This window comes from Streptosporangium sp. NPDC051023, from assembly GCF_040689595.1.
In the GTDB taxonomy this organism is placed as follows: Bacteria; Actinomycetota; Actinomycetes; order Streptosporangiales; family Streptosporangiaceae; genus Streptosporangium.
This window is the reverse complement of the sequence record NZ_JBFBCE010000077.1, coordinates 28,012-45,113: the sequence shown is the minus strand read 5'-3', so window position 1 is coordinate 45,113 and position 17,102 is coordinate 28,012. Positions and strand designations below refer to the sequence as shown.

Sequence of the window (17,102 nt, the reverse complement as noted above, 5' to 3'; positions counted from 1 at the left end):
TCGCCGGTCAGCATCGAGGCGTCCACGGCCGAGGAGCCCTCCTCGACCACTCCGTCGGTCGCGATCTTCTCACCCGGCCGCACCACGAACAGGTCGCCCACGGCGAGCTGGTCGGACGGGATCCGGGTCTCGTGGCCGTCGCGCAGCACGGCGACGTCCTTGGCACCGAGCTCGAGCAGGGCCCGCAGCGCCGCGCCGGCCCTGCGCTTTGACCGGGCCTCGAAGTAGCGGCCCGCCAGGATGAACGCCGTCACCCCCGCGGCGGCCTCCAGGTAGATGTTGCCCGACCCGTCGGCGCGCTCGATGGTGAGTGTGAACGGGTGGGTCATGCCCGGGGTGCCCGCGCTACCGAAGAACAGCGCCCAGAGCGACCAGCCGAGGGCCGCCAGGGTACCGATGGAAACCAGGGTGTCCATGGTGGCGGCGCCGTGGCGCAGGTTGGTCCAGGCCGCCCGGTGGAAGGGCCAGCCCGCGTAGGCGACGACCGGCGCAGCGAGGGTGAGCGACAGCCACTGCCAGTTGGGGAACTGCAACGCCGGGACCATCGCCATCGCGACGACCGGGACGCCGAGGACGAGGGAGGTGACGAGACGGCTCCTGAGCGGGGCGAGTTCGTCCCGCTGCTCCTCACCGGGCGCGGCCTGTGCCCCCTCCTGGCTCGGCGGGGCGGGGAGCGTCGCGCTGTAGCCCGCCTTCTCCACCTCGGTGACCAGGTCCTGCGGGTCGACGCCCTCGGGGAAGAAGACCTTCGCCTTCTCGGTGGCGTAGTTGACCGTCGCGGTCACGCCGTCGAGCTTGTTCAGCTTGCGCTCGATGCGGTTGGCGCAGGACGCGCAGGTCATGCCGCCGATCGAGAGTTCGATTTCGCCGCCCGCAGCCTGCGTTCTGTCATCGGTGAGGGAGGACATCACCTCTCCTTTCTCGCGTCGTACCGGCGTCAGTGCGCGTGCTCGCCGTGCTGGCCGGCTTCGGGGGTCGGGGTCGGGGGCGTGGCGTCTGGCGCGGCCTGGCCCGCGTGCACGGTGAAGTCGGCGGTGCGCACAACTCCTCCGTGCTGGAAGTCGAGGAAGAGCCGGTAGTCGCCACGGCTGGGCACCTCGGTGTGGAAGGTGATCCCCGGACCGGGGGCGGTCCTACCGTCGCCCGGTTCCCCGTCCGGGTGTACGTGCAGGTAGGCCAGGTCCCCTCCGCGCAGCGCGACCAGGTGGCCGTAGGCGCCGAGGTAGGGCTGCAGGTCGGTGACGGGCCTGCCGTCCTTGGTGACGCTCAGGGTGATCTTGCTCGACCTGCCGGGAACCAGATCGCCGTCGAGGGTGACGGTGTAGCCGTCCACGGTCGAGGTACGGCTCGCCTCGGGGAGCGCCTTCGGCGCGTAGACACCCGCGGCCTGTAGGTCCGTGCCCAGGGTCATTCCGTTGCCCCCCTCCGGGGCGAAGTCGGCGAACGCCCGGTACGAACCCGCCTCGGGCAGCGTCAGCGGTACCGACCACACGCCGCCTCCCGCCTCCCGCGGGTGCAGGTGCTGGAAGCTGCCGAGGTCACGTGAGACCACGATGAAGTGCAGTTTCCTGTCGTGCTGTACCCGGTAGCCGGTGACCGGCCTGCCGTCGGGGCCGGTCACGGTGAAGCGGAAGTCCGTACTTCTGCCTGGTTCGACGGTCGTGGTCTGCGGGGTCAGGGTGTAGCCGTCCTGTGACACCTGGAGTCCTCCCGGGACGGGTGCCCCGGCCGGGGCGGGGGCCGGAGTCGTGGTCGTGTGGGTGCCGTGGCCGTCTGCGGCCTCGGGGGTCAGTCCGGCGGCACCGGCCGCCCGGCCCGCGCCGAGAGCCCCGCCGAAGATCACCACGATGCCGAGGAGATAGGCCCCCAGCTTGGCCTGGGCGTTCATGCCGGATCGACCACTTCGTATCCGGCGGTCTCGACGGCGGCCCTGATCGCGTCGTCGCTGATCGGGCCTTCGCCGCTCACCGTCACCAGGCCGGTGGCCAGGTCGACGTCTACCCCGGTGATCCCGGGAACCTCTCCGATCTCCTCCTTGACGGAGCTGACGCAGTGGCCGCAGGTCATGCCCTGGACGGTGTATGTGGTGGTGCTCATTGTGATCTCTCTTTCCGTGCTTCGTTCTGTTTCCCCGTACCGGGCCGCGCGGTGACGCCGGTCAGGAACGGACCAGGCGCGCGATGGCGTCCGAGGCTTCCTTGATCTTGGCTTCGGCCTCCGCCCCGCCCTTGGCGGCCGCGTCGGCGACGCAGTGCGCCATGTGCTCCTCCAGCAGGCAGAGGGCGAAGGACTGCAGCGCGTGGTTGGCCGCCGAAACCTGCGTGAGGATGTCGATGCAGTACTTGTCCTCCTCGACCATCCGCTGCAGACCGCGGACCTGGCCCTCGATCCTGCGTAGCCGCCGGAGGTGGTCCTGTCTGGTTTCGAGGTAGCCGGCCATCTCCCCGCCTTCTCTCGTGTGCGCTTCACCTTCCACAACACGGTACCCCCCTATGGTATTCCGTCCTGATGTGGCCGGTCGCCTGGGGGGTTCCGGGGCACACCCCAGGCGACCGGGGCTACGCGCGGCTTGAGGAGACCGTTTCCTGCTGCTCGTCCGCCCGGGTGCTTCGCGCGGGCCTCCGCATGAGCAGCAGGGTGAGCAGGGCCCCGAGGGCGGCGACCGCTCCAGCCCCGGCGAAGGCGGCCTGGAAACCGCCGGTGAGCCCGGGCAGGTCACCCGGTTCGGCGGCGCCGCGGGAGGTGGCGACCGCGGTCATGACCGCCAGGCCGATCGCGGAGCCGACCTGGTAGGTGGTGTTGACGATGCCGGAGGCCAGCCCGCTCTCCTCGGGGCGGACCCCGGACATGGCCGACATCATCGCCGGGATGTAGGCCAGCGACATGCCGATCGCCGCGACCAGCGAGGCGGGCAGGACGTCGACGGCGAAGGAACCGTCCGGCCTGGCCAGGGAGAGCCCGGCGACACCCGCCGCCAGGACGGCGAGCCCGATGACGATGAGTGGTTTGGCGCCGAACCGGCCGAGCAACCGCGCGGTGACCCCGATCATGAAGATCATGATCGCGACGGTCATCGGCAGCAGTGCGGCGCCGCTGGGGAAGGCGCCGTAGCCGAGAACCTGCTGGAGGTAGAGGTTGAGGAAGTACCACATGGGGATCCACGCCCCGCCCAGCAGCGCCATCGCCAGGTTGGCGGCGGCCAGGCCGGGGGTGCGCCAGACGGCGAGTGGCATGAGGGGCTCGCGGACGGTGCGCTGAATCACCAGGAACAGCGCAAGCAGAGCAGCCGCCCCGGCCAGTTCCAGGAGCGTGGCGGCCGAACCCCATCCCTGTTCTGGGGCGCGCACGATGGCGTAGACCGCGAGTGCGACCCCCGCGGTGACGGCCGCGGCGCCGAGCAGGTCGACCGAGCCGCGGCGGCCCTCCGCGCGGGGGAGCAGGGCGGGGACGGCGGCCACGGTGGCCAGGCCGATCGGAACGTAGACGATGAAGACCCACGGCCAGCTCAGCCACTCGGTGATGACGCCGCCGAGGAACACCCCGGCTGTGCCGCCCGCGGGCGCCGCCGCGCCGTACAGGGCCATGGCCTTGCCCAGTTCGCGAGGGGCGTGCCCGAAGAGTGTCATGAGCAGGGTCATGGAGGCGGGGGCGATGAGCGCCCCGCCCAGGCCCTGCACGGCCCGGCCCGCGATCTCGATCCAGGCGGTGCCCGCCGCCGCCGCGACGATCGAACCGGCGATCAGGATGATCCAGCCTGCGGTGAAGACCCTGCGGGCGCCGAGCAGGTCGGACAGTCTGCCGCCGAGCAGCAGCAGCCCACCGAAGGCGATGACGTAGGCGTTGAAGACCCACTGTAGGTCGCCTTGGGAGAAACCGAGGTCACGCTGCATGTCGGGCAGCGCGACACCGATGATGGAGGTGTCCATGATGACCATGAACTGCGCGGCGGCGAGCACGACGAGCGCCCACCATCTCCGCGGATCGACGGCGTTCATGCCGTACTCCTGATTCTTCGCGTCCGTGCCGGGGTGGCAGGATGCGGGATGGGACTGGGTGTGATTCGAGTCGAGCCGGGCCCCTGGTGGGCGTGCACGCCAATGCACGCCCACCGCCCGTTTGCCGGGACTTCCCCGGGCTGTTTCAGGACGCCGCCGGTGAGGTCTCGGTCAGCGCGTAACCGGCCCGGCCGACCGCCGCGCGGATCTCGTCGCCGGACACTCCCGGCCCGCTGACGGTGACCGCGCCGGTGGCCAGGTCGACCGAGACGCCGGTCACGCCCTCGACCTTGCCGATCTCCGCGGAGACGGACGAGACGCAGTGGCCGCAGGTCATCCCACTGACCGTGTAGACGGTCGCGTCACCGGCCGCGGCCTGGGCCGGGGACCTGTCTTCGGTGCCGCACGCGCATGCCGTGCACATGGAGGTCTCCTCTCTTTGTACCCCGGTGGGGTATCGGGTGAGACCGTAACATACCCCCTGGGGGTTAATTTTCTCAAGGAAGGCGGGGAAGTTCCCGGAAGGCTGCTGGGCAGGCGCCGTCCCCGCACGAAACGGAGAGGGTGATGCCTGAGGAAGGGGTGGTCGTGTGCCCAGGGATACGCGGCTTCCGTCGCGCCTTCATGGATGACGCCGGAGAGTTCAGGGCGTGGCGCGGGGGCGGTGGGTCGCTTGAGTCATCCGACTGTGAGGCGCCGCGCGTCGCAACCGAACCCACCGGACCGGCGCCGGTATGAGATCACGATCGTCGTCCCGTGAATCCGCCGTCCATGCTTTCCGTCTTACGGCGCGGCCGCCCGCTCAGGGGCGGCGGCGATCTCAATCCGGTATGAAATTCATTTTCGGCGGGACTTTGCCTGTGCTGTATTTCGCGTCGAATCTGGCGACGGCCTGAGTCTTGAATGAGAGGAAGCGTAACGGGCATTCCGGCGTCTGACTGCCCGTGTGAACCTTTTTTTGCCCGGTGGTGATTGTCTCTCTGTGTGCCGTCGAAACGGCACCCGCCCAAAGGGGATTTACGAAGGCCTTCACCAGCGGAAATATCTGAGAGTAATCATTTAATCACTTTCAGTTATTGCCTGACTGAGAGGTAATCGGACGGAATGGATGCCTTTGCCTATCTGGGGTGACCCTTTCAAGGTCTTTCTCATTAGCGTGGACTTTAAGTCCACGCCGTGTCGGCGTCTTTCCGAGATGCCTATCCGGTGCTCCAGCGACCTGGGCACCGCCAGGGCGCATCCATCACGACATGGAGTTGATCACTCATGATCAAGCAGATTCTCGCTGCCGGCGCAATGGTGGCCTCCGCCCTCATCGTCCCTGTGACGATGCCGGCCGAATTCGCCAACGCCTCGACCGGACCCCAGACCGTCACGTCCGCGTCCACGTCCTCCGTGGTGCTCGCGGCTCCCTGCAACAACGGTAACTGCCGTCGGCGCCGCCACGGTGGCGGCGGAGGTGGCGGTGGCGGTGGCGGTGGTGGCGGTGGCGGTGGCGGTGGCGGCGGCGGTGCCAACAACAACCGCATCCCCGGTGGCGGCGGTGGCGGCGGAGGTGGCGGCGGAGGCGGCGGCGGTGGCGGCGGTGGCGGTGGCGGTGGCGGCGGTGGCGGTGGCGGTGGCGGTGGCGGCGGCTGAGCCGACCGAAACCCGCTGAGCAGCCAGGACGTTCTCCTGACCGGCTGAGGATCGTACGGTCCTCAGCCGGGGGACGGGAGAACGCGGTCGCCAGAACCGCGCTCCGGCCGCCCTCCGTGGTGAATCGCATCGGGAGCCATCGGGAAGCAGGCCTCCGCCAAGGCCGCCGAGTCATTCTCGGACAGGAAGGCCGCCCGTGCGAGATCCATCCTGGGAGACGCCGGTCGTCGTGCCCATGACCGTCTCCCCGTCCGCCAGGCCGTACCGGCCCGACGAGAACGGATGGGAGAGATGCAGGCCGTCGCCTTCGGCGAAACGAGGTGTCCTCGTCGCCGAAGGCGACGGCCGGTCACGGTCGTTTCCGATCCCGAGTTCCACGCGGGGAGGTGCAGGGATATCCCTGAGTTCATATGTGGGGATAGAAGGAAAAGCTGGGATGAACTACTCAAATCTTATGACCGGTGGTCGCGATACCGGTGACCTGCTGTTCGCCGTGAACGCCGTGCCTCTCAGCGCGGAGAAAACGAGGCAGGCCGCGGAGGCGGCGCTGGAGTCACTGAACCGGTCGGCCGTGGCCGGAGGCCATCTCGTCTCGGTGGTCCGTGTCGATCTGGTCTACAACGCCACCACCGGAGTGCTGATCGCCATGGCGTACGGAACGGCGATGCCCGGGTGATCGGTGTCCGAAGCGGGCGGCCGCCGGTCGTGGACCGGCCGGGCTCCGCCGCACGCGCCGTCGTCAGGTGAGGTGAGGTGCGGGGCGGCGGGGGCCGTGTGCCGCTTGAGCTCCCACGGGTCGTGGGCGCTGAAGACGCTCACCTCGTCACTGTGCAGGCGGGCCAGCTCGCGCAGGCGGGCGTGGTTGCCCAGCCGTAGCGCCCGGTCCACCTCGGTGATCTGCTGCAGAATGTCCATGCCCGGGTGACCGTGCGGGCTGTCGGGGTCGATCTCGCCGTGGTAGTAGTAGGCGTCGCCGCAGTGCAGCAGCCAGCGGTCGCCATCGGGTACGGCGATCGCGCTGTGGCCGAGGGTGTGGCCGCCGAGCGGCACGAGCAGGATGTCCGCGTCCAGATCCTTGAGCGGACGAACCGCGTCGAAGCCGAACCATGACTCGCCTCGTTGGTCGGGGTAGGTCACCCAGCGCGGCTGGTGGGCCCAGTGGGCGGGCCGGTAGCGGATCGGGTCCTCGGGATGGTGGCCTGGGGAGGCCATCGCGGCGCCGTGTTCGGCCTCGCGCAGGTGGACGCTTGCCCAGGGGAAGTCCGGCAGGCCGCCCGCATGGTCGAGGTCGAGGTGGCTCAGCACGATGTGTCGCACGTCCTGCGGCTGGAAGCCGAGGCTGGTCACCTGACGCACCGCGGTCTCCTGTATGTCGAGGACCGGCTGGGCCCGGCCGAGAAACTCCTGGCTGAGAGTCTCGTTCGGCCGTGCGACGTCGGGTGTGCCCAGTCCTGTCTCGACCAGAACGAGCCCGTCCCGGTCCGTTTCGATGAGCAGGCAGTGGCAGACGGCGCGGGCGGGTGCGAGAGGGCTGCCCTCGGCCGGATCGATCTGGCGCATCGAGCCGCAGTTGAGGTGGTGGATTCGCACGAGGCACCTCCTTTAGATAACGAACGTTCGGATGCAATTGGCGAACGGTCGGTAGGTTAAGCTGATGGCATGAGTCCGCGCAAGTCCGCATCCGAGACAGCCGCAACCCGCACGAGGATCATCGAGCGCGCCCTCGCGCTGGCCTCGACCGATGGCCTCGAAGGGGTCACGATCGGCCGTCTCGCGGCCGACCTGGGAATGAGCAAGGCAGGAGTGATCGGCCACTTCGGTACGAAGGAGGCGTTGCAACTGGCCGCGCTCGACGCCGCAGTCCAGGCGTTCCGCCTGCGGGTCCCGGCCAGGGTTGTGGGCGCCAGGCCCGGTGCCGAGCGGCTGGCACTCCTGTTCGGGGAGTGGATCGACTACATGCTGGACGGCGATGCGCCGGGGGGCTGCTTCATCACCTCGGTCGCCAGCGAGTTCGACGGGCGCCCAGGCCCTGTTCGCGACGCCGTGCTCGCGGCGCTGTCCGGCTGGTCCGCCTACGTTGAGGGAGAGATACGAGCGGCCGTCGAGGCCGGCGACCTGCCCGGGGAGACGGACATCGACCAGCTCGCCTTCGAGTTGAACGGCGTCGCCCTGGCCGCCGATCAGGCCATCCAGCTCCACCACGACCCCGCGGCCCCTTCCCGCGCACGCCGCGCCATCGGCCGCCTGCTCGCTCCCGGCCAGGTGCCGAGGGCCGGGTCCGAGGGGGCGCCCTCATGACGTGAGGGCACGTGGCGCGCGAGGCCTGGCCCCTGTTTCGCCGGGCCGTACCGTGGAAGGCTCACCGGTGTGGATGAGGTGTGGGATCTGGTGGTCGTCGGAGGCGGTCCCGCGGGCTCGGCAGCGGCCCTGCGCGCCAAGCAGCTCCGCCCCGACATGCGGGTGTTGCTGCTCGACAAGGCCGATTTCCCCCGTGACAAGGCCTGTGGTGATGGCATCGCCGCCCACGGCCGCGACGAGCTCGCCCTGCTCGGTCTCCCGGACCTGATCGCCGACTACCGGCCGACCCGGAGCCTGTCGATCGTCTCGCCGGGGGGATCCCACGTCCGGGCCACCGTCGCCAGGCCGAACCACGTCGTCCCCCGCGTGGTCTTCGACGCCCGCCTCGTCGACGCCGCCAGGGCCCGTGGCGTCGAGGTCCGCCGCCATCGCGTCCGCGCGCTCGCCGCCGGGAACGGCCACGTCGTCGTCGACGGCGCGGTCGCCGCCCGTGCCGTCATCGGCGCCGACGGGGCCAACTCCGTAGTGCGGCGCCTTATCGGCGTGCCCGCCTTTCCCGATCGGCACACCGCGATCGCCGTCCGCGGCTACGCCGACGTACCCGTGGAGGACGACGTCCAGTTCATCGCCATGCAGAGACAGGGGTGGCCCGCGTACGCGTGGTCGTTCCCGGTCGGGGACGGCAGCGCCAACGTCGGCTTCGGGATGCTGCTGCCCCGGCTGCGCGCAACCGGCCTGCCGGGGCGTGAGGTCCTCCACGGCAGGCTCGCGGAGCTACTGCCCCACCTGCCGGCCCGTGACCTGCGCGCCCATCACCTGCCCTTGTCCCCGGGCAGGCCGAGGCCGGGCGCGGGGAGGGTGATGCTCGCAGGCGACGCCGCCGGGCTCATCAACCCGCTCACCGGCGAGGGCATCTACTACGCCCTGCTGTCCGGAAGGCTCGCCGGCGAGGCCGCGGTCCAGGCTCCCGGCGATCCGCTGTCCTCCTACCGCCGCGGGCTGGGCAGGGCTCTGGGGCGGCACCTGCGCACCACCGACGTGCTCGCTCGCGCCGCCCAGTCCCCCCGGTTCATCGATGCCGCGATCAGCACCGCCGCCCAGCGTCAGGAGGTGTTCGACCTGCTGGTCGAGGTGGGCTTGGGGGCGGGCACCGTTCCGCCTGCGCTCGCGTACGCCGTGGTCCGCCGCTGGCTCGCCGACGGTGTGCGAGAAGGCTGAACGCGTCACCGTCAGGCACGTTTTCCGGCGGCCGTCCGCCATGTCCGGTCTCCGATGATGTGGGGAAAGTGGCGGCGCTGAGGGCTGTCGCGGAGATTCTGGGCCTGTTGTCTTGATCACTCTTATGGTAAAGAAGGTTTCCAATAAGGTGCCTCGACCTCCCCCCATCGAAAGGCTCCGCTATGCGACTGCGTTCGCGTGTCCTGAGCATGATCGTTGCTTTAGCGGCCGTAGTGGCCACAGGCGGCCCCGCCCGTGCGGACGGGCCGACCGGCGACATCGTCTACGCCACCCGGAACGGCGGCAAAGTCGTCGCCCTCACCTTCGACGACGGGCCCTCGCCCGACTGGACCCCCAAGGTCCTCGAACTGCTGCGCCGTCAGCAGGTCCGCGCCACCTTCTGCCTGCTCGGCGGCCAGGTCCAGGCACATCCCGAACTGGTGCGCCGCATCGTCGCCGACGGCCACGCTGTGTGCAACCACACCTTCAAGCACGACTCGCTCGCCGGTTGGACGCCCGGGGAGATCCGTGCCGACCTGACCGCGACCAACGACGCGATCCGCGCCGCGGCGGGCGACCCCAAGCTGCCCATCAGGTACTTCCGTGCGCCGTACGGGGCCTGGGGGGCGTCCCCTCAGGTCGCGGCGTCTCTCGGCATGTCGGCTCTGGCCTGGACGATGGACCCCAGCGACTGGGACGGCTCGCCCGCCGAAACACTCATCCAGCGCCTGAACGCGCAGATCTACCCGACGGCCGTGGCGCTGTCCCACGACGGGGGCGGCGACCGCTCGCCGACCCTGGCCGCCTACCAGCAGCTGATCCCGCAGTGGCAGCAGGCGGGCTGGGGCTTCGAGCTGCCCGCGACGACCGGCGGTCCGTACCCTCCGGCCTGCACGGCGCCCGCCTGGCGCGGACGCGACAGTTACCTCCAGGGCGACAGGGTGTCCCGCAACGGGCACGTGTACCAGGCACGCTGGTGGACCCGCCTGGAGGACCCCAGCGGCGCCTGGTGGGTCTGGGCGGACCTCGGCGTCTGCTGACGCACCGCTGACCGGCGGCGGCGGGATCGGCCGCCGCCGCACGGAACGTCGTACGATCCGTACGGCGTCGCGCCTGGTCAGAACCCCTTCGTTACACTGGGAACGTCCGTAGAGCACCCACTCGTGACGCGTATCGCGCTGGAGAAGCCGAAGGAGGGGGCCGCATGGACAAGCGTGTTGAGCAGGTTCGTGACGTCCTGCACGAAGCGGCCGAGACCCACCACGAGGTCTACCGGATCGTCGACGGCGCCGACGACGACTGGGCCTCCTGGTACGCCGACTGGCTGATCAACCTCTCCGAGCTGCCGAACCTGCTGGGGACGACGCCGGTGCGCAGCGAACTCGTCTACGAGCTGGTGGGGTTGCACAAGGAGTACACCGCCAAGGTGGCCGAGGAGGACTGGGAGTCCTACTACGCCCAGCGGCTGCTCACCGACTTCCGCTCGGACGGCGGCCGGTCCGCGCGGCCGGCCTGAGGGATCCAGCGGCTGCGGGACCACGGGGGGCCGGCACCTCGGCCCCCCGTGGTCCCGTGCGGACCGGCGGGCGGATCAGAAGAAGACGTTCTCCGGCGCGGGCAGGACCAGTTGCCCCGGCCCTTGCCATCTGGCGATGTCATGCGGCACGTCGGCGCCGTTGATGCCGGTGAGCACCAGGGGGAGCAGTACCGAGCTCCTGGCGAGGTCAACGGTGACGTGCGCGCCGGTGGCCGCTTCGCCGCTGTAGGTGGAGTCGGTGCCGGCGATGACGAGGGACAGCCTGTGCCCCTTCTTGAAGATGTAGTCCTGGGGCAGCGTTTCCCAGCGGACCCTCCCGTAGGAGCCCTGGGGGAGTGGGGAGGGGTGGCTGAGGGAGTTGCGGTTCTGCACGTCGATCCAGCCGCGGGCGACGATCTCCAGGGGACGGGAGGCGACGTTGGTGACGACCTTCCGGTAGCAGGCGTCGTCGTCGGCGGTGCTCTCGCCGTGACAGCTCTCCTCGCTGGTTGTGGTGATGCCCTGGCCGCGCCGCCAGTCGATGCGGGTGTCCTCCCCGAAGTCGACGAGGAGGGCAGTCAGGTTCGAGGTTGGCTTGTCGAGCGCGAGGCGCAGGTCGACCACAGGTGTGCCGGACAGGCGCAGGTCGAGGGGAAGCGGGCCGGTGGTGAACGCCGCTCTTGCCGGATCGGCCGTGCCGACGTCGGCCACCATGGCCTCTTCGCTCTGGCGGGTGTCGGTGAAGGCCGCCGTCTGTCCTCTTCCCGCGGGGGTGAGGCCGAGGGAGCCGTCGGAGGCGGGGTGGAGGGGGACCTGCAGGGTGAGGGGGGAGGGCCAGTCTCGCTGGGTGATCCAGCGGTTGGCGCTGGTCTGCACGTCCGCACGGGGCTGGCGCATGACGTTGTTGTTCACGCCGAGCAGCCAGTGGTCGAACCACAGGTGGAGGGTGTCGACCCAGAGGTCACGGCGTCCTTCGAAGTCGAAGGGGTCGACGTGCTGGTACTGCCCGACCCAGATCTTGCGGGGGACGCCCCTCTTCGCGAGCGCCTGCCACCACTTGGAGAAGTTGTCGGGCTTGACGTTGAGGTCGTTGACGGTGTGGACGGCGAAGACGCTGGCGTGGACGTTGGAGACGTCGGTGAGCGGGCCGTCGGCGTAGTCGCGTTCGGCCCAGAAGGGGTTGTAGTCGCCGGTGTCGTCGCCGTCACCGGCGTCCATGCCCGCCCGTACAGCGGCGCACTTGGAGTCGGGGTCGGTGTCGACGAAGTTGGTGAGCCACGACATGTAGTCGTAGTTGTAGATCACGCCATTGGAGCGCTGGTATTTGTACCAGGAGCTGATGGCGGAGATCGGGACGATGGTCTCGAGTCCTTCGACGCCGGTGGCGGCGACGGCGTTGGCGAGTGTGCCGTCGTAGGACTTGCCGATCATCGCGGTCCTGCCGGTGGTCCAGTCGGCCGTCACGGGTGTGCCGTCGGAGCGGCGGGCGGTGGCGCGGCCGTTCAGCCAGTCAACGACGGCTTTGCCGCCCAGCACGTCGGCCCTGCCGCCGCCGTCGGGGCAGCCGTCGGACTTGGTGGTGCCGTTCATGTCGACGTTGAGGACGGCGTAGCCGCGCGGCACGAAGTAGTTGTCGTAGAAGAGCGGGAACTTCACCGCGTTTCCCGCGGAGTCGTAAACCTTTCGTTCTGCCTCGTTACCACGGCCCGCGTTGTCGTAGTAGGGGCTCTCGTCAATGATCACCGGCACTTTGAGCGCCGGTCCCGACTCCTTGGGCCTGATGATGTCGACACGGACCCGGTCGGGTTTTCCGTCGGAGTCGCTGTCGGTGCTCGATTCGACGTAGACGTGCTCGCGGACGGCGTCGGCGTAGGAGAAGACCGGCTGGGTCCTTCCGCTTTCGACGGTGATCGAGGGGACGGTGTCCGCGTGGGCAGGGGTGACCCCCATCGCGATCATCGCCAGGGTGGTGAGGACTGCTCGTAACTGTGGCACGGGGGATCCTCCAGGGAAACTACGGAACCATCCGCAATCTCGATGAGTTCGGGGGGCTCGACAAGATCTCTTTACATGTTTGACACCACCCTGGTTCTGGTGCGTGACACGGAGATGTGAGTCAGGTGCCCGTTGTTTGTGGGCGCCCATCCGCTCCCGGCCTCTCAGGTGCGATGGGCAAGTGGCAGATCGATTCACGATTGCCATGGAACCCGGGCTGTGAGGCCTGAATGTGCGAAGGTAGGGTGATTGTTCGTGACGATGTTTCGGATCAGCGAGGCCGCCGCGTTGCTCGGGGTCAGCCCTGACACCGTCCGCCGGTGGGTCGACGGGGGCAGGCTCGCCGCCCGCCGTGACGAGAACGGTCACCGGACGGTCCAGGGAACGGATCTGGCCGCGTTCGCGCGCGCTCAGATCGAGACCGACAACGGCTCCGGGCACTCCTCCGCGCGTAACCGCTTCCGCGGGATCGTGACCGAGGTGATCAAGGATGCGGTGATGGCCCAGGTGGAGATCGCCGCGGGGCCGTACCGGGTGGTTTCGCTGATGAGCCGCCAGGCTGCCGACGAGCTGGGCCTGGAGGTTGGGGTGGTGGCGGTCGCCGTGATCAAGTCCACCAACGTCGTCGTGGAGATCGCCGACCCCGCTCGCGCGGTGAGTCAGTAAGGAGCCCCTTGGTGTTCAGGCGTCTTTCCCGGTGGGCCGTCACGGCTCCTCTCGCTTTCACACTGGCCGCGGCCTTGTCAGGCTGCGGCTCAAGCACTCCGGCCACCACCTCGGCTGCCCCTTCCTCCTCTTCCGGCGGGGCCACCACGGTGACGGTGTTCGCCGCGGCGTCACTGACCGGCACGTTCACCGAGCTGGGCAAGACCTTCGAAGCCGCCAACCCCGGCACGTCGGTGAAGTTCAACTTCGGCTCCAGCGCCACACTGGCCCAGCAGATCGTCCAGGGTGCGCCCGCAGACGTGTTCGCGGCCGCCAGCCCGGCCACGATGAAGACCGTCACCGACGCCTCCCTGGCCGCGGCCCCGACCACGTTCGTGCGCAACAAGCTGCAGATCGCCGTGCCCGCCGACAATCCGGCCAAGGTCGACGACCTCAAAGATCTCGCCGATCCCAAGGTGAAGGTCGCCCTGTGCGCCGCCCAGGTGCCCTGCGGCGCTGCGGCGGCCAAGGCACTGGAGGCCGCAGGACTGAAGGTCACCCCCGTCACCCTGGAACAGGATGTCAAGGCCACTTTGACCAAGGTCGAGCTTGGCGAGGTCGACGCCGCCCTGGTCTACCGGACCGACGTGCTTGCCTCGGCAGGCAAGGTGAAGGGCATCGACTTCCCCGAGGCCGACAAGGCGATCAACGACTACCCGATCGCCGCGCTGTCCAAGGCGCCCGCCCCCGAGGCCGCCAAGAAGTTCGTTGACCTGGTGCTGTCGCCCCAGGGCAAGGACGTGCTGACCAAGGCCGGCTTCGAGGCCCCCTGACCGATGACGCCTCCTACGGCGGAAACCGGCCGGGACGGCGCCAAGAGCCGCTCCGGCCGGACGGGCGGTGTGGTGGGCCGCCCGCCCTGGGTGCTGGTGCTGCCCGCCGTGGCCGGAGCGGCGTTCCTGGTGCTGCCGCTGGCCGGGCTGCTGGTGCGTGCCCCCTGGTCCACCATGGCCGTACGGCTGGCCGAGCCGCAGGTGCTGCAGGCACTGCGGCTCTCCCTGGTGACCGCGACCCTGGCCACGTTCATCTGCCTGCTGCTTGGCGTGCCGCTGGCCTGGCTGCTGGCCCGCGCGGTTTTCCCGGGACGGCGCCTGCTGCGCGCCCTGATCACCGTCCCCCTGGTGCTGCCTCCCGTGGTCGGCGGAGTCGCGTTGCTGCTGGTGCTGGGGCGGCGCGGCCTGGTCGGCCAGTGGCTGGACGCCGCCTTCGGCGTCACCCTGCCCTTCACCACCGCCGGAGTAGTGGTCGCCGAGGCGTTCGTGGCCATGCCGTTTCTGGTCATCAGCGTTGAGGGCGCGCTGCGCGCCGCCGACACGCGCCTTGAGGAGGCCGCCGCGACCCTGGGCGCCTCCCGCTGGACCGTCTTCCGCCGGGTCACCCTGCCGCTGGTCGCCCCCGGCATCATGGCCGGGGCCGTGCTGTGCTGGGCCCGCGCGCTGGGGGAGTTCGGGGCGACCATCACCTTCGCCGGAAACTTCCCCGGACAGACCCAGACCATGCCGCTGGCGGTCTACCTGGCGCTCGAGACCGACCCCGAGGCGGCCATCGTGCTCAGCCTCGTCCTGCTGACCGTCTCCGTCGTCATCCTGGCAAGCCTGCGCGACAAGTGGACGAGCACCTCGTGAAACCCATCCGGCGGACGGGCGGACGCCCCGGGAGCCCACGCGACGAGTGGGCGGCCACGCCCATGACCCTGCGGGCCCGTCTCGTCGTCACCCGGCCCCGCTTTCGCCTTGACGTCGATCTCACCGTCGTTCCCGGCCAGGTCGTCGCGCTGCTCGGCCCCAATGGCGCGGGCAAGACCACCGCGCTGCGCGCCCTGGCCGGGCTGACCGCCCTGGACGACGGCCACATCACCCTGGACGGCCGCCCGCTGCACACCCTCGCGGCCGAACACCGCCCGATCGGCATGGTTTTCCAGGACTATCTGCTGTTCCCGCACCTGTCCGCCCTGGACAACGTCGCCTTCGGCCCTCGCTGCCACGGCGCCCAGAAAGCCGAGGCACGCCGTACGGCCGCCGCGTGGCTGCGGCGCGTCGGCCTGGCCGAGCACGCCTCCGCCAAGCCCCGGCAGCTGTCCGGCGGCCAGGCCCAGCGCGTCGCCCTGGCCCGCGCCCTGGCCGCGGCGCCCCGCCTGCTGCTGCTCGACGAGCCTCTCGCGGCGCTGGACGCGCACACCCGCCTGGAGATCCGCTCCCGGCTGCGCCGCCACCTGGCCGACTTCGACGGTGCGACCGTCCTGGTCACCCACGACCCACTGGACGCCATGGTGCTCGCCGACCTGCTGGTCGTCATCGAGAACGGCTCCGTGGTGCAGCGGGGCACCCCTGCGGAGGTGGCCCGGCGCCCGCGTACCGACTACGTCGCCCGCCTGGTCGGTCTCAACCTCTATCGCGGTGCCGCGACCGGCCCGCACGTCACCGTCGGGGAACTGCGCCTCAGTATCGCCGAGCCTCTCGACGGGCCCGCGTTCGTCGCGTTCGCCCCCTCCGCGGTCGCCCTGTACCGCACCCGTCCCGACGGCACTCCCCGCAACCTGTGGCAGGCCACGATCGAGGGCATGGAACGGCACGGCGACAACGTCCGCGTCCACCTGGAGGGGCCGATCGCGGCCTCGGCCGACGTCACCCCCGCCGCGGTCGCGGACCTCGACCTGACCCCGGGACAGCGGATCTGGGCGTCGGTCAAGGCCACCGAGACGCACGCCTACCCCGCGTGAGGTGCCCGGACATGACACGCCCTGCTCCCAACGCGATCTGTCTCGGCGGCCCCTGCCACGGCATGCTCGTCCACATCGACCAGGACATCGGCCTCGTCGCCGTGCCCGTCCCGTACCGCCGGCCCGGCGACCCCGAGGCCCATTACCGTGTCACCTCGGAAAGGGTGCACCATCCTTCCCACACCGAGCCGTTCGTCGCCCTGCACTGGGCCGACCCACCGGCCTGTCCCTGTCTCGGGGCGGACCGGGCAGGCACCAAGGACGAAGGGGCCGGTCCGTGACGGATTCTCGCCTCACGGGAATGAGGGCTTTCCGGTGCCGGAGGTCAGACAGACGGGACGGTGGCGGCGGTTCGGACCGGTCAGGCACCTGGCAAGGCCATGCCGATCAGACCCCGCGGGTCCGCCCCTGTATCGTGCTGCACGCGCCCGTGTTTCCCGGGTGACCACTCTCGCGCCCTCATGAGCGCGGTCAGCCCCATCGCATGGGGCGGGTATGGTTCAGAAACGTGCTTTGAGAAGATCAGGGTGGTTCGGCAGGTGCAGACGCGGGCTAGGAACGTCGTTTCGAGGCGTCCCGTCTGCCGGGCGGTCACGGGCTGGACGCTGCCTCCCAGGGGTCTCGGAACCTCCGTGTATCTGACTGTGAACCATTACAATGCCGGACAGATACTGTGCTCCACCAGCGAAACGGCCCCCGCCGGCAAGTGGCTCTCCTGTCATGACGCCCTGTTCGAGGTTCAGCCGGTCGAAGATACTCCGGGCTGCGCAACCAAGGATCTGGTGAGCCGGGGCGAGGACGCCGGCGTGGTCGGCCAGGGAGTTGAGCGACGCGTTACCGGACAGGACAAGAAGGCTTAGGTCGAGGCGATGACGAAGTATGCGACCAAGATCGTCAAGGTGGGGCAGGCTCCGCGGGTTCTCCTCGGCGGACGTGAGCTCACCGGCGGCGAAATGAGTGCCCCGGAGATCAGGGGCGCCGTGGTCAAGACATCGCGGACCCCCAGGTGAGGCCGGCC

21 protein-coding genes are annotated in these 17,102 nt (G+C 69.8%); 13 read left to right on the top strand and 8 right to left on the bottom strand.

All coding sequences use genetic code 11. From position 1 onward, the window contains the following. The 6 genes from AB0395_RS36565 to AB0395_RS36540 form a co-directional block, all read right to left on the bottom strand. Positions 1-908, bottom strand: a 908-nt coding sequence (locus AB0395_RS36565; RefSeq protein WP_366288999.1) for a cation transporter, incomplete at its 3' end; no start/stop codon positions are given. Between the two features lie 29 nt (positions 909-937). Beyond that, positions 938-1,888, bottom strand: coding sequence for a hypothetical protein (locus AB0395_RS36560; RefSeq protein ID WP_366288997.1), 951 nt, complete (start codon positions 1,886-1,888; stop codon positions 938-940). After that, a complete protein-coding gene (locus AB0395_RS36555) occupies positions 1,885-2,097 on the bottom strand; it encodes a heavy-metal-associated domain-containing protein (protein ID WP_366288994.1) in 213 nt (70 codons plus the stop codon). The genes AB0395_RS36560 and AB0395_RS36555 overlap by 4 nt, the downstream gene beginning before the upstream one ends. Positions 2,098-2,158: 61 nt before the next feature. Continuing rightward, positions 2,159-2,440: a metal-sensitive transcriptional regulator gene (locus AB0395_RS36550; protein WP_366288992.1), complete on the bottom strand. Its 282-nt coding sequence runs from the start codon at positions 2,438-2,440 to the stop codon at positions 2,159-2,161. A gap of 118 nt (positions 2,441-2,558) precedes the next feature. Next, positions 2,559-3,995, bottom strand: coding sequence for an MFS transporter (locus tag AB0395_RS36545; RefSeq protein ID WP_366288989.1), 1,437 nt, complete (start codon positions 3,993-3,995; stop codon positions 2,559-2,561). 145 nt (positions 3,996-4,140) lie between these two features. Further along, positions 4,141-4,419, bottom strand: coding sequence for a heavy-metal-associated domain-containing protein (locus AB0395_RS36540; RefSeq protein ID WP_366288986.1), 279 nt, complete (start codon positions 4,417-4,419; stop codon positions 4,141-4,143). A 1,041-nt stretch (positions 4,420-5,460) separates the two neighbouring features. Here AB0395_RS36540 and AB0395_RS36535 point away from each other — a divergent pair. Together AB0395_RS36535 and AB0395_RS36530 are read left to right on the top strand one after the other, a co-directional pair. Next, complete coding sequence (locus AB0395_RS36535) at positions 5,461-5,652, top strand: hypothetical protein (protein ID WP_366288983.1); 192 nt, start codon at positions 5,461-5,463, stop codon at positions 5,650-5,652. A gap of 417 nt (positions 5,653-6,069) precedes the next feature. Continuing rightward, positions 6,070-6,309: a hypothetical protein gene (locus tag AB0395_RS36530; protein WP_366288980.1), complete on the top strand. Its 240-nt coding sequence runs from the start codon at positions 6,070-6,072 to the stop codon at positions 6,307-6,309. Here AB0395_RS36530 and AB0395_RS36525 read toward each other — a convergent pair. Continuing rightward, positions 6,249-7,223 carry an MBL fold metallo-hydrolase gene (locus AB0395_RS36525; RefSeq protein WP_366288977.1) on the bottom strand — a complete coding sequence of 325 codons (975 nt, stop codon included), beginning with the start codon at positions 7,221-7,223 and terminating at the stop codon, positions 6,249-6,251. The two genes, AB0395_RS36530 and AB0395_RS36525, sit on opposite strands and share 61 nt — an antisense overlap. 69 nt (positions 7,224-7,292) lie before the next feature. Here AB0395_RS36525 and AB0395_RS36520 point away from each other — a divergent pair, with 69 nt between their 5' ends. The 4 genes from AB0395_RS36520 to AB0395_RS36505 all read left to right on the top strand — a co-directional run bounded on the left by AB0395_RS36520 (position 7,293) and on the right by AB0395_RS36505 (position 10,665). Further along, positions 7,293-7,931, top strand: coding sequence for a TetR/AcrR family transcriptional regulator (locus tag AB0395_RS36520; RefSeq protein ID WP_366288974.1), 639 nt, complete (start codon positions 7,293-7,295; stop codon positions 7,929-7,931). 69 nt (positions 7,932-8,000) lie between these two features. Then, positions 8,001-9,149, top strand: a complete 1,149-nt coding sequence (locus AB0395_RS36515; RefSeq protein WP_366288971.1) for an NAD(P)/FAD-dependent oxidoreductase — start codon at positions 8,001-8,003, stop codon at positions 9,147-9,149. A gap of 182 nt (positions 9,150-9,331) precedes the next feature. Further along, positions 9,332-10,189 carry a polysaccharide deacetylase family protein gene (locus tag AB0395_RS36510; protein ID WP_366288968.1) on the top strand — a complete coding sequence of 286 codons (858 nt, stop codon included), beginning with the start codon at positions 9,332-9,334 and terminating at the stop codon, positions 10,187-10,189. A 164-nt stretch (positions 10,190-10,353) separates the two neighbouring features. Next, positions 10,354-10,665, top strand: coding sequence for a hypothetical protein (locus tag AB0395_RS36505; protein WP_366288965.1), 312 nt, complete (start codon positions 10,354-10,356; stop codon positions 10,663-10,665). A gap of 75 nt (positions 10,666-10,740) precedes the next feature. On the opposite strand, the gene AB0395_RS36500 is transcribed toward AB0395_RS36505, so the two are convergent. After that, positions 10,741-12,660, bottom strand: coding sequence for a Xaa-Pro dipeptidyl-peptidase (locus tag AB0395_RS36500; RefSeq protein WP_366288962.1), 1,920 nt, complete (start codon positions 12,658-12,660; stop codon positions 10,741-10,743). Between the two features lie 255 nt (positions 12,661-12,915). Here AB0395_RS36500 and AB0395_RS36495 point away from each other — a divergent pair, with 255 nt between their 5' ends. The 7 genes from AB0395_RS36495 to AB0395_RS36465 all read left to right on the top strand — a co-directional run bounded on the left by AB0395_RS36495 (position 12,916) and on the right by AB0395_RS36465 (position 17,094). Further along, positions 12,916-13,326, top strand: coding sequence for a helix-turn-helix transcriptional regulator (locus AB0395_RS36495; RefSeq protein ID WP_366288959.1), 411 nt, complete (start codon positions 12,916-12,918; stop codon positions 13,324-13,326). A gap of 11 nt (positions 13,327-13,337) precedes the next feature. Then, positions 13,338-14,138 carry a molybdate ABC transporter substrate-binding protein gene (gene modA / locus AB0395_RS36490; protein WP_366288956.1) on the top strand — a complete coding sequence of 267 codons (801 nt, stop codon included), beginning with the start codon at positions 13,338-13,340 and terminating at the stop codon, positions 14,136-14,138. A 3-nt stretch (positions 14,139-14,141) separates the two neighbouring features. After that, the gene (locus AB0395_RS36485; RefSeq protein WP_366288953.1) at positions 14,142-14,990 is read left to right on the top strand and encodes an ABC transporter permease; all 849 of its coding nucleotides are present in this window, start codon (positions 14,142-14,144) and stop codon (positions 14,988-14,990) included. A 62-nt stretch (positions 14,991-15,052) separates the two neighbouring features. Continuing rightward, positions 15,053-16,084 (top strand): ABC transporter ATP-binding protein, encoded by a 1,032-nt coding sequence (locus AB0395_RS36480; protein WP_366289002.1) that lies wholly within the window; start codon positions 15,053-15,055, stop codon positions 16,082-16,084. 11 nt (positions 16,085-16,095) lie between these two features. Beyond that, positions 16,096-16,365 (top strand): hypothetical protein, encoded by a 270-nt coding sequence (locus AB0395_RS36475; RefSeq protein WP_366288950.1) that lies wholly within the window; start codon positions 16,096-16,098, stop codon positions 16,363-16,365. 351 nt (positions 16,366-16,716) lie between these two features. Next, positions 16,717-16,944 carry a hypothetical protein gene (locus tag AB0395_RS36470; protein WP_366288948.1) on the top strand — a complete coding sequence of 76 codons (228 nt, stop codon included), beginning with the start codon at positions 16,717-16,719 and terminating at the stop codon, positions 16,942-16,944. 9 nt (positions 16,945-16,953) lie between these two features. Beyond that, positions 16,954-17,094, top strand: a complete 141-nt coding sequence (locus tag AB0395_RS36465) for a hypothetical protein (RefSeq protein WP_366288945.1) — start codon at positions 16,954-16,956, stop codon at positions 17,092-17,094. Positions 17,095-17,102: the final 8 nt, after the last annotated feature.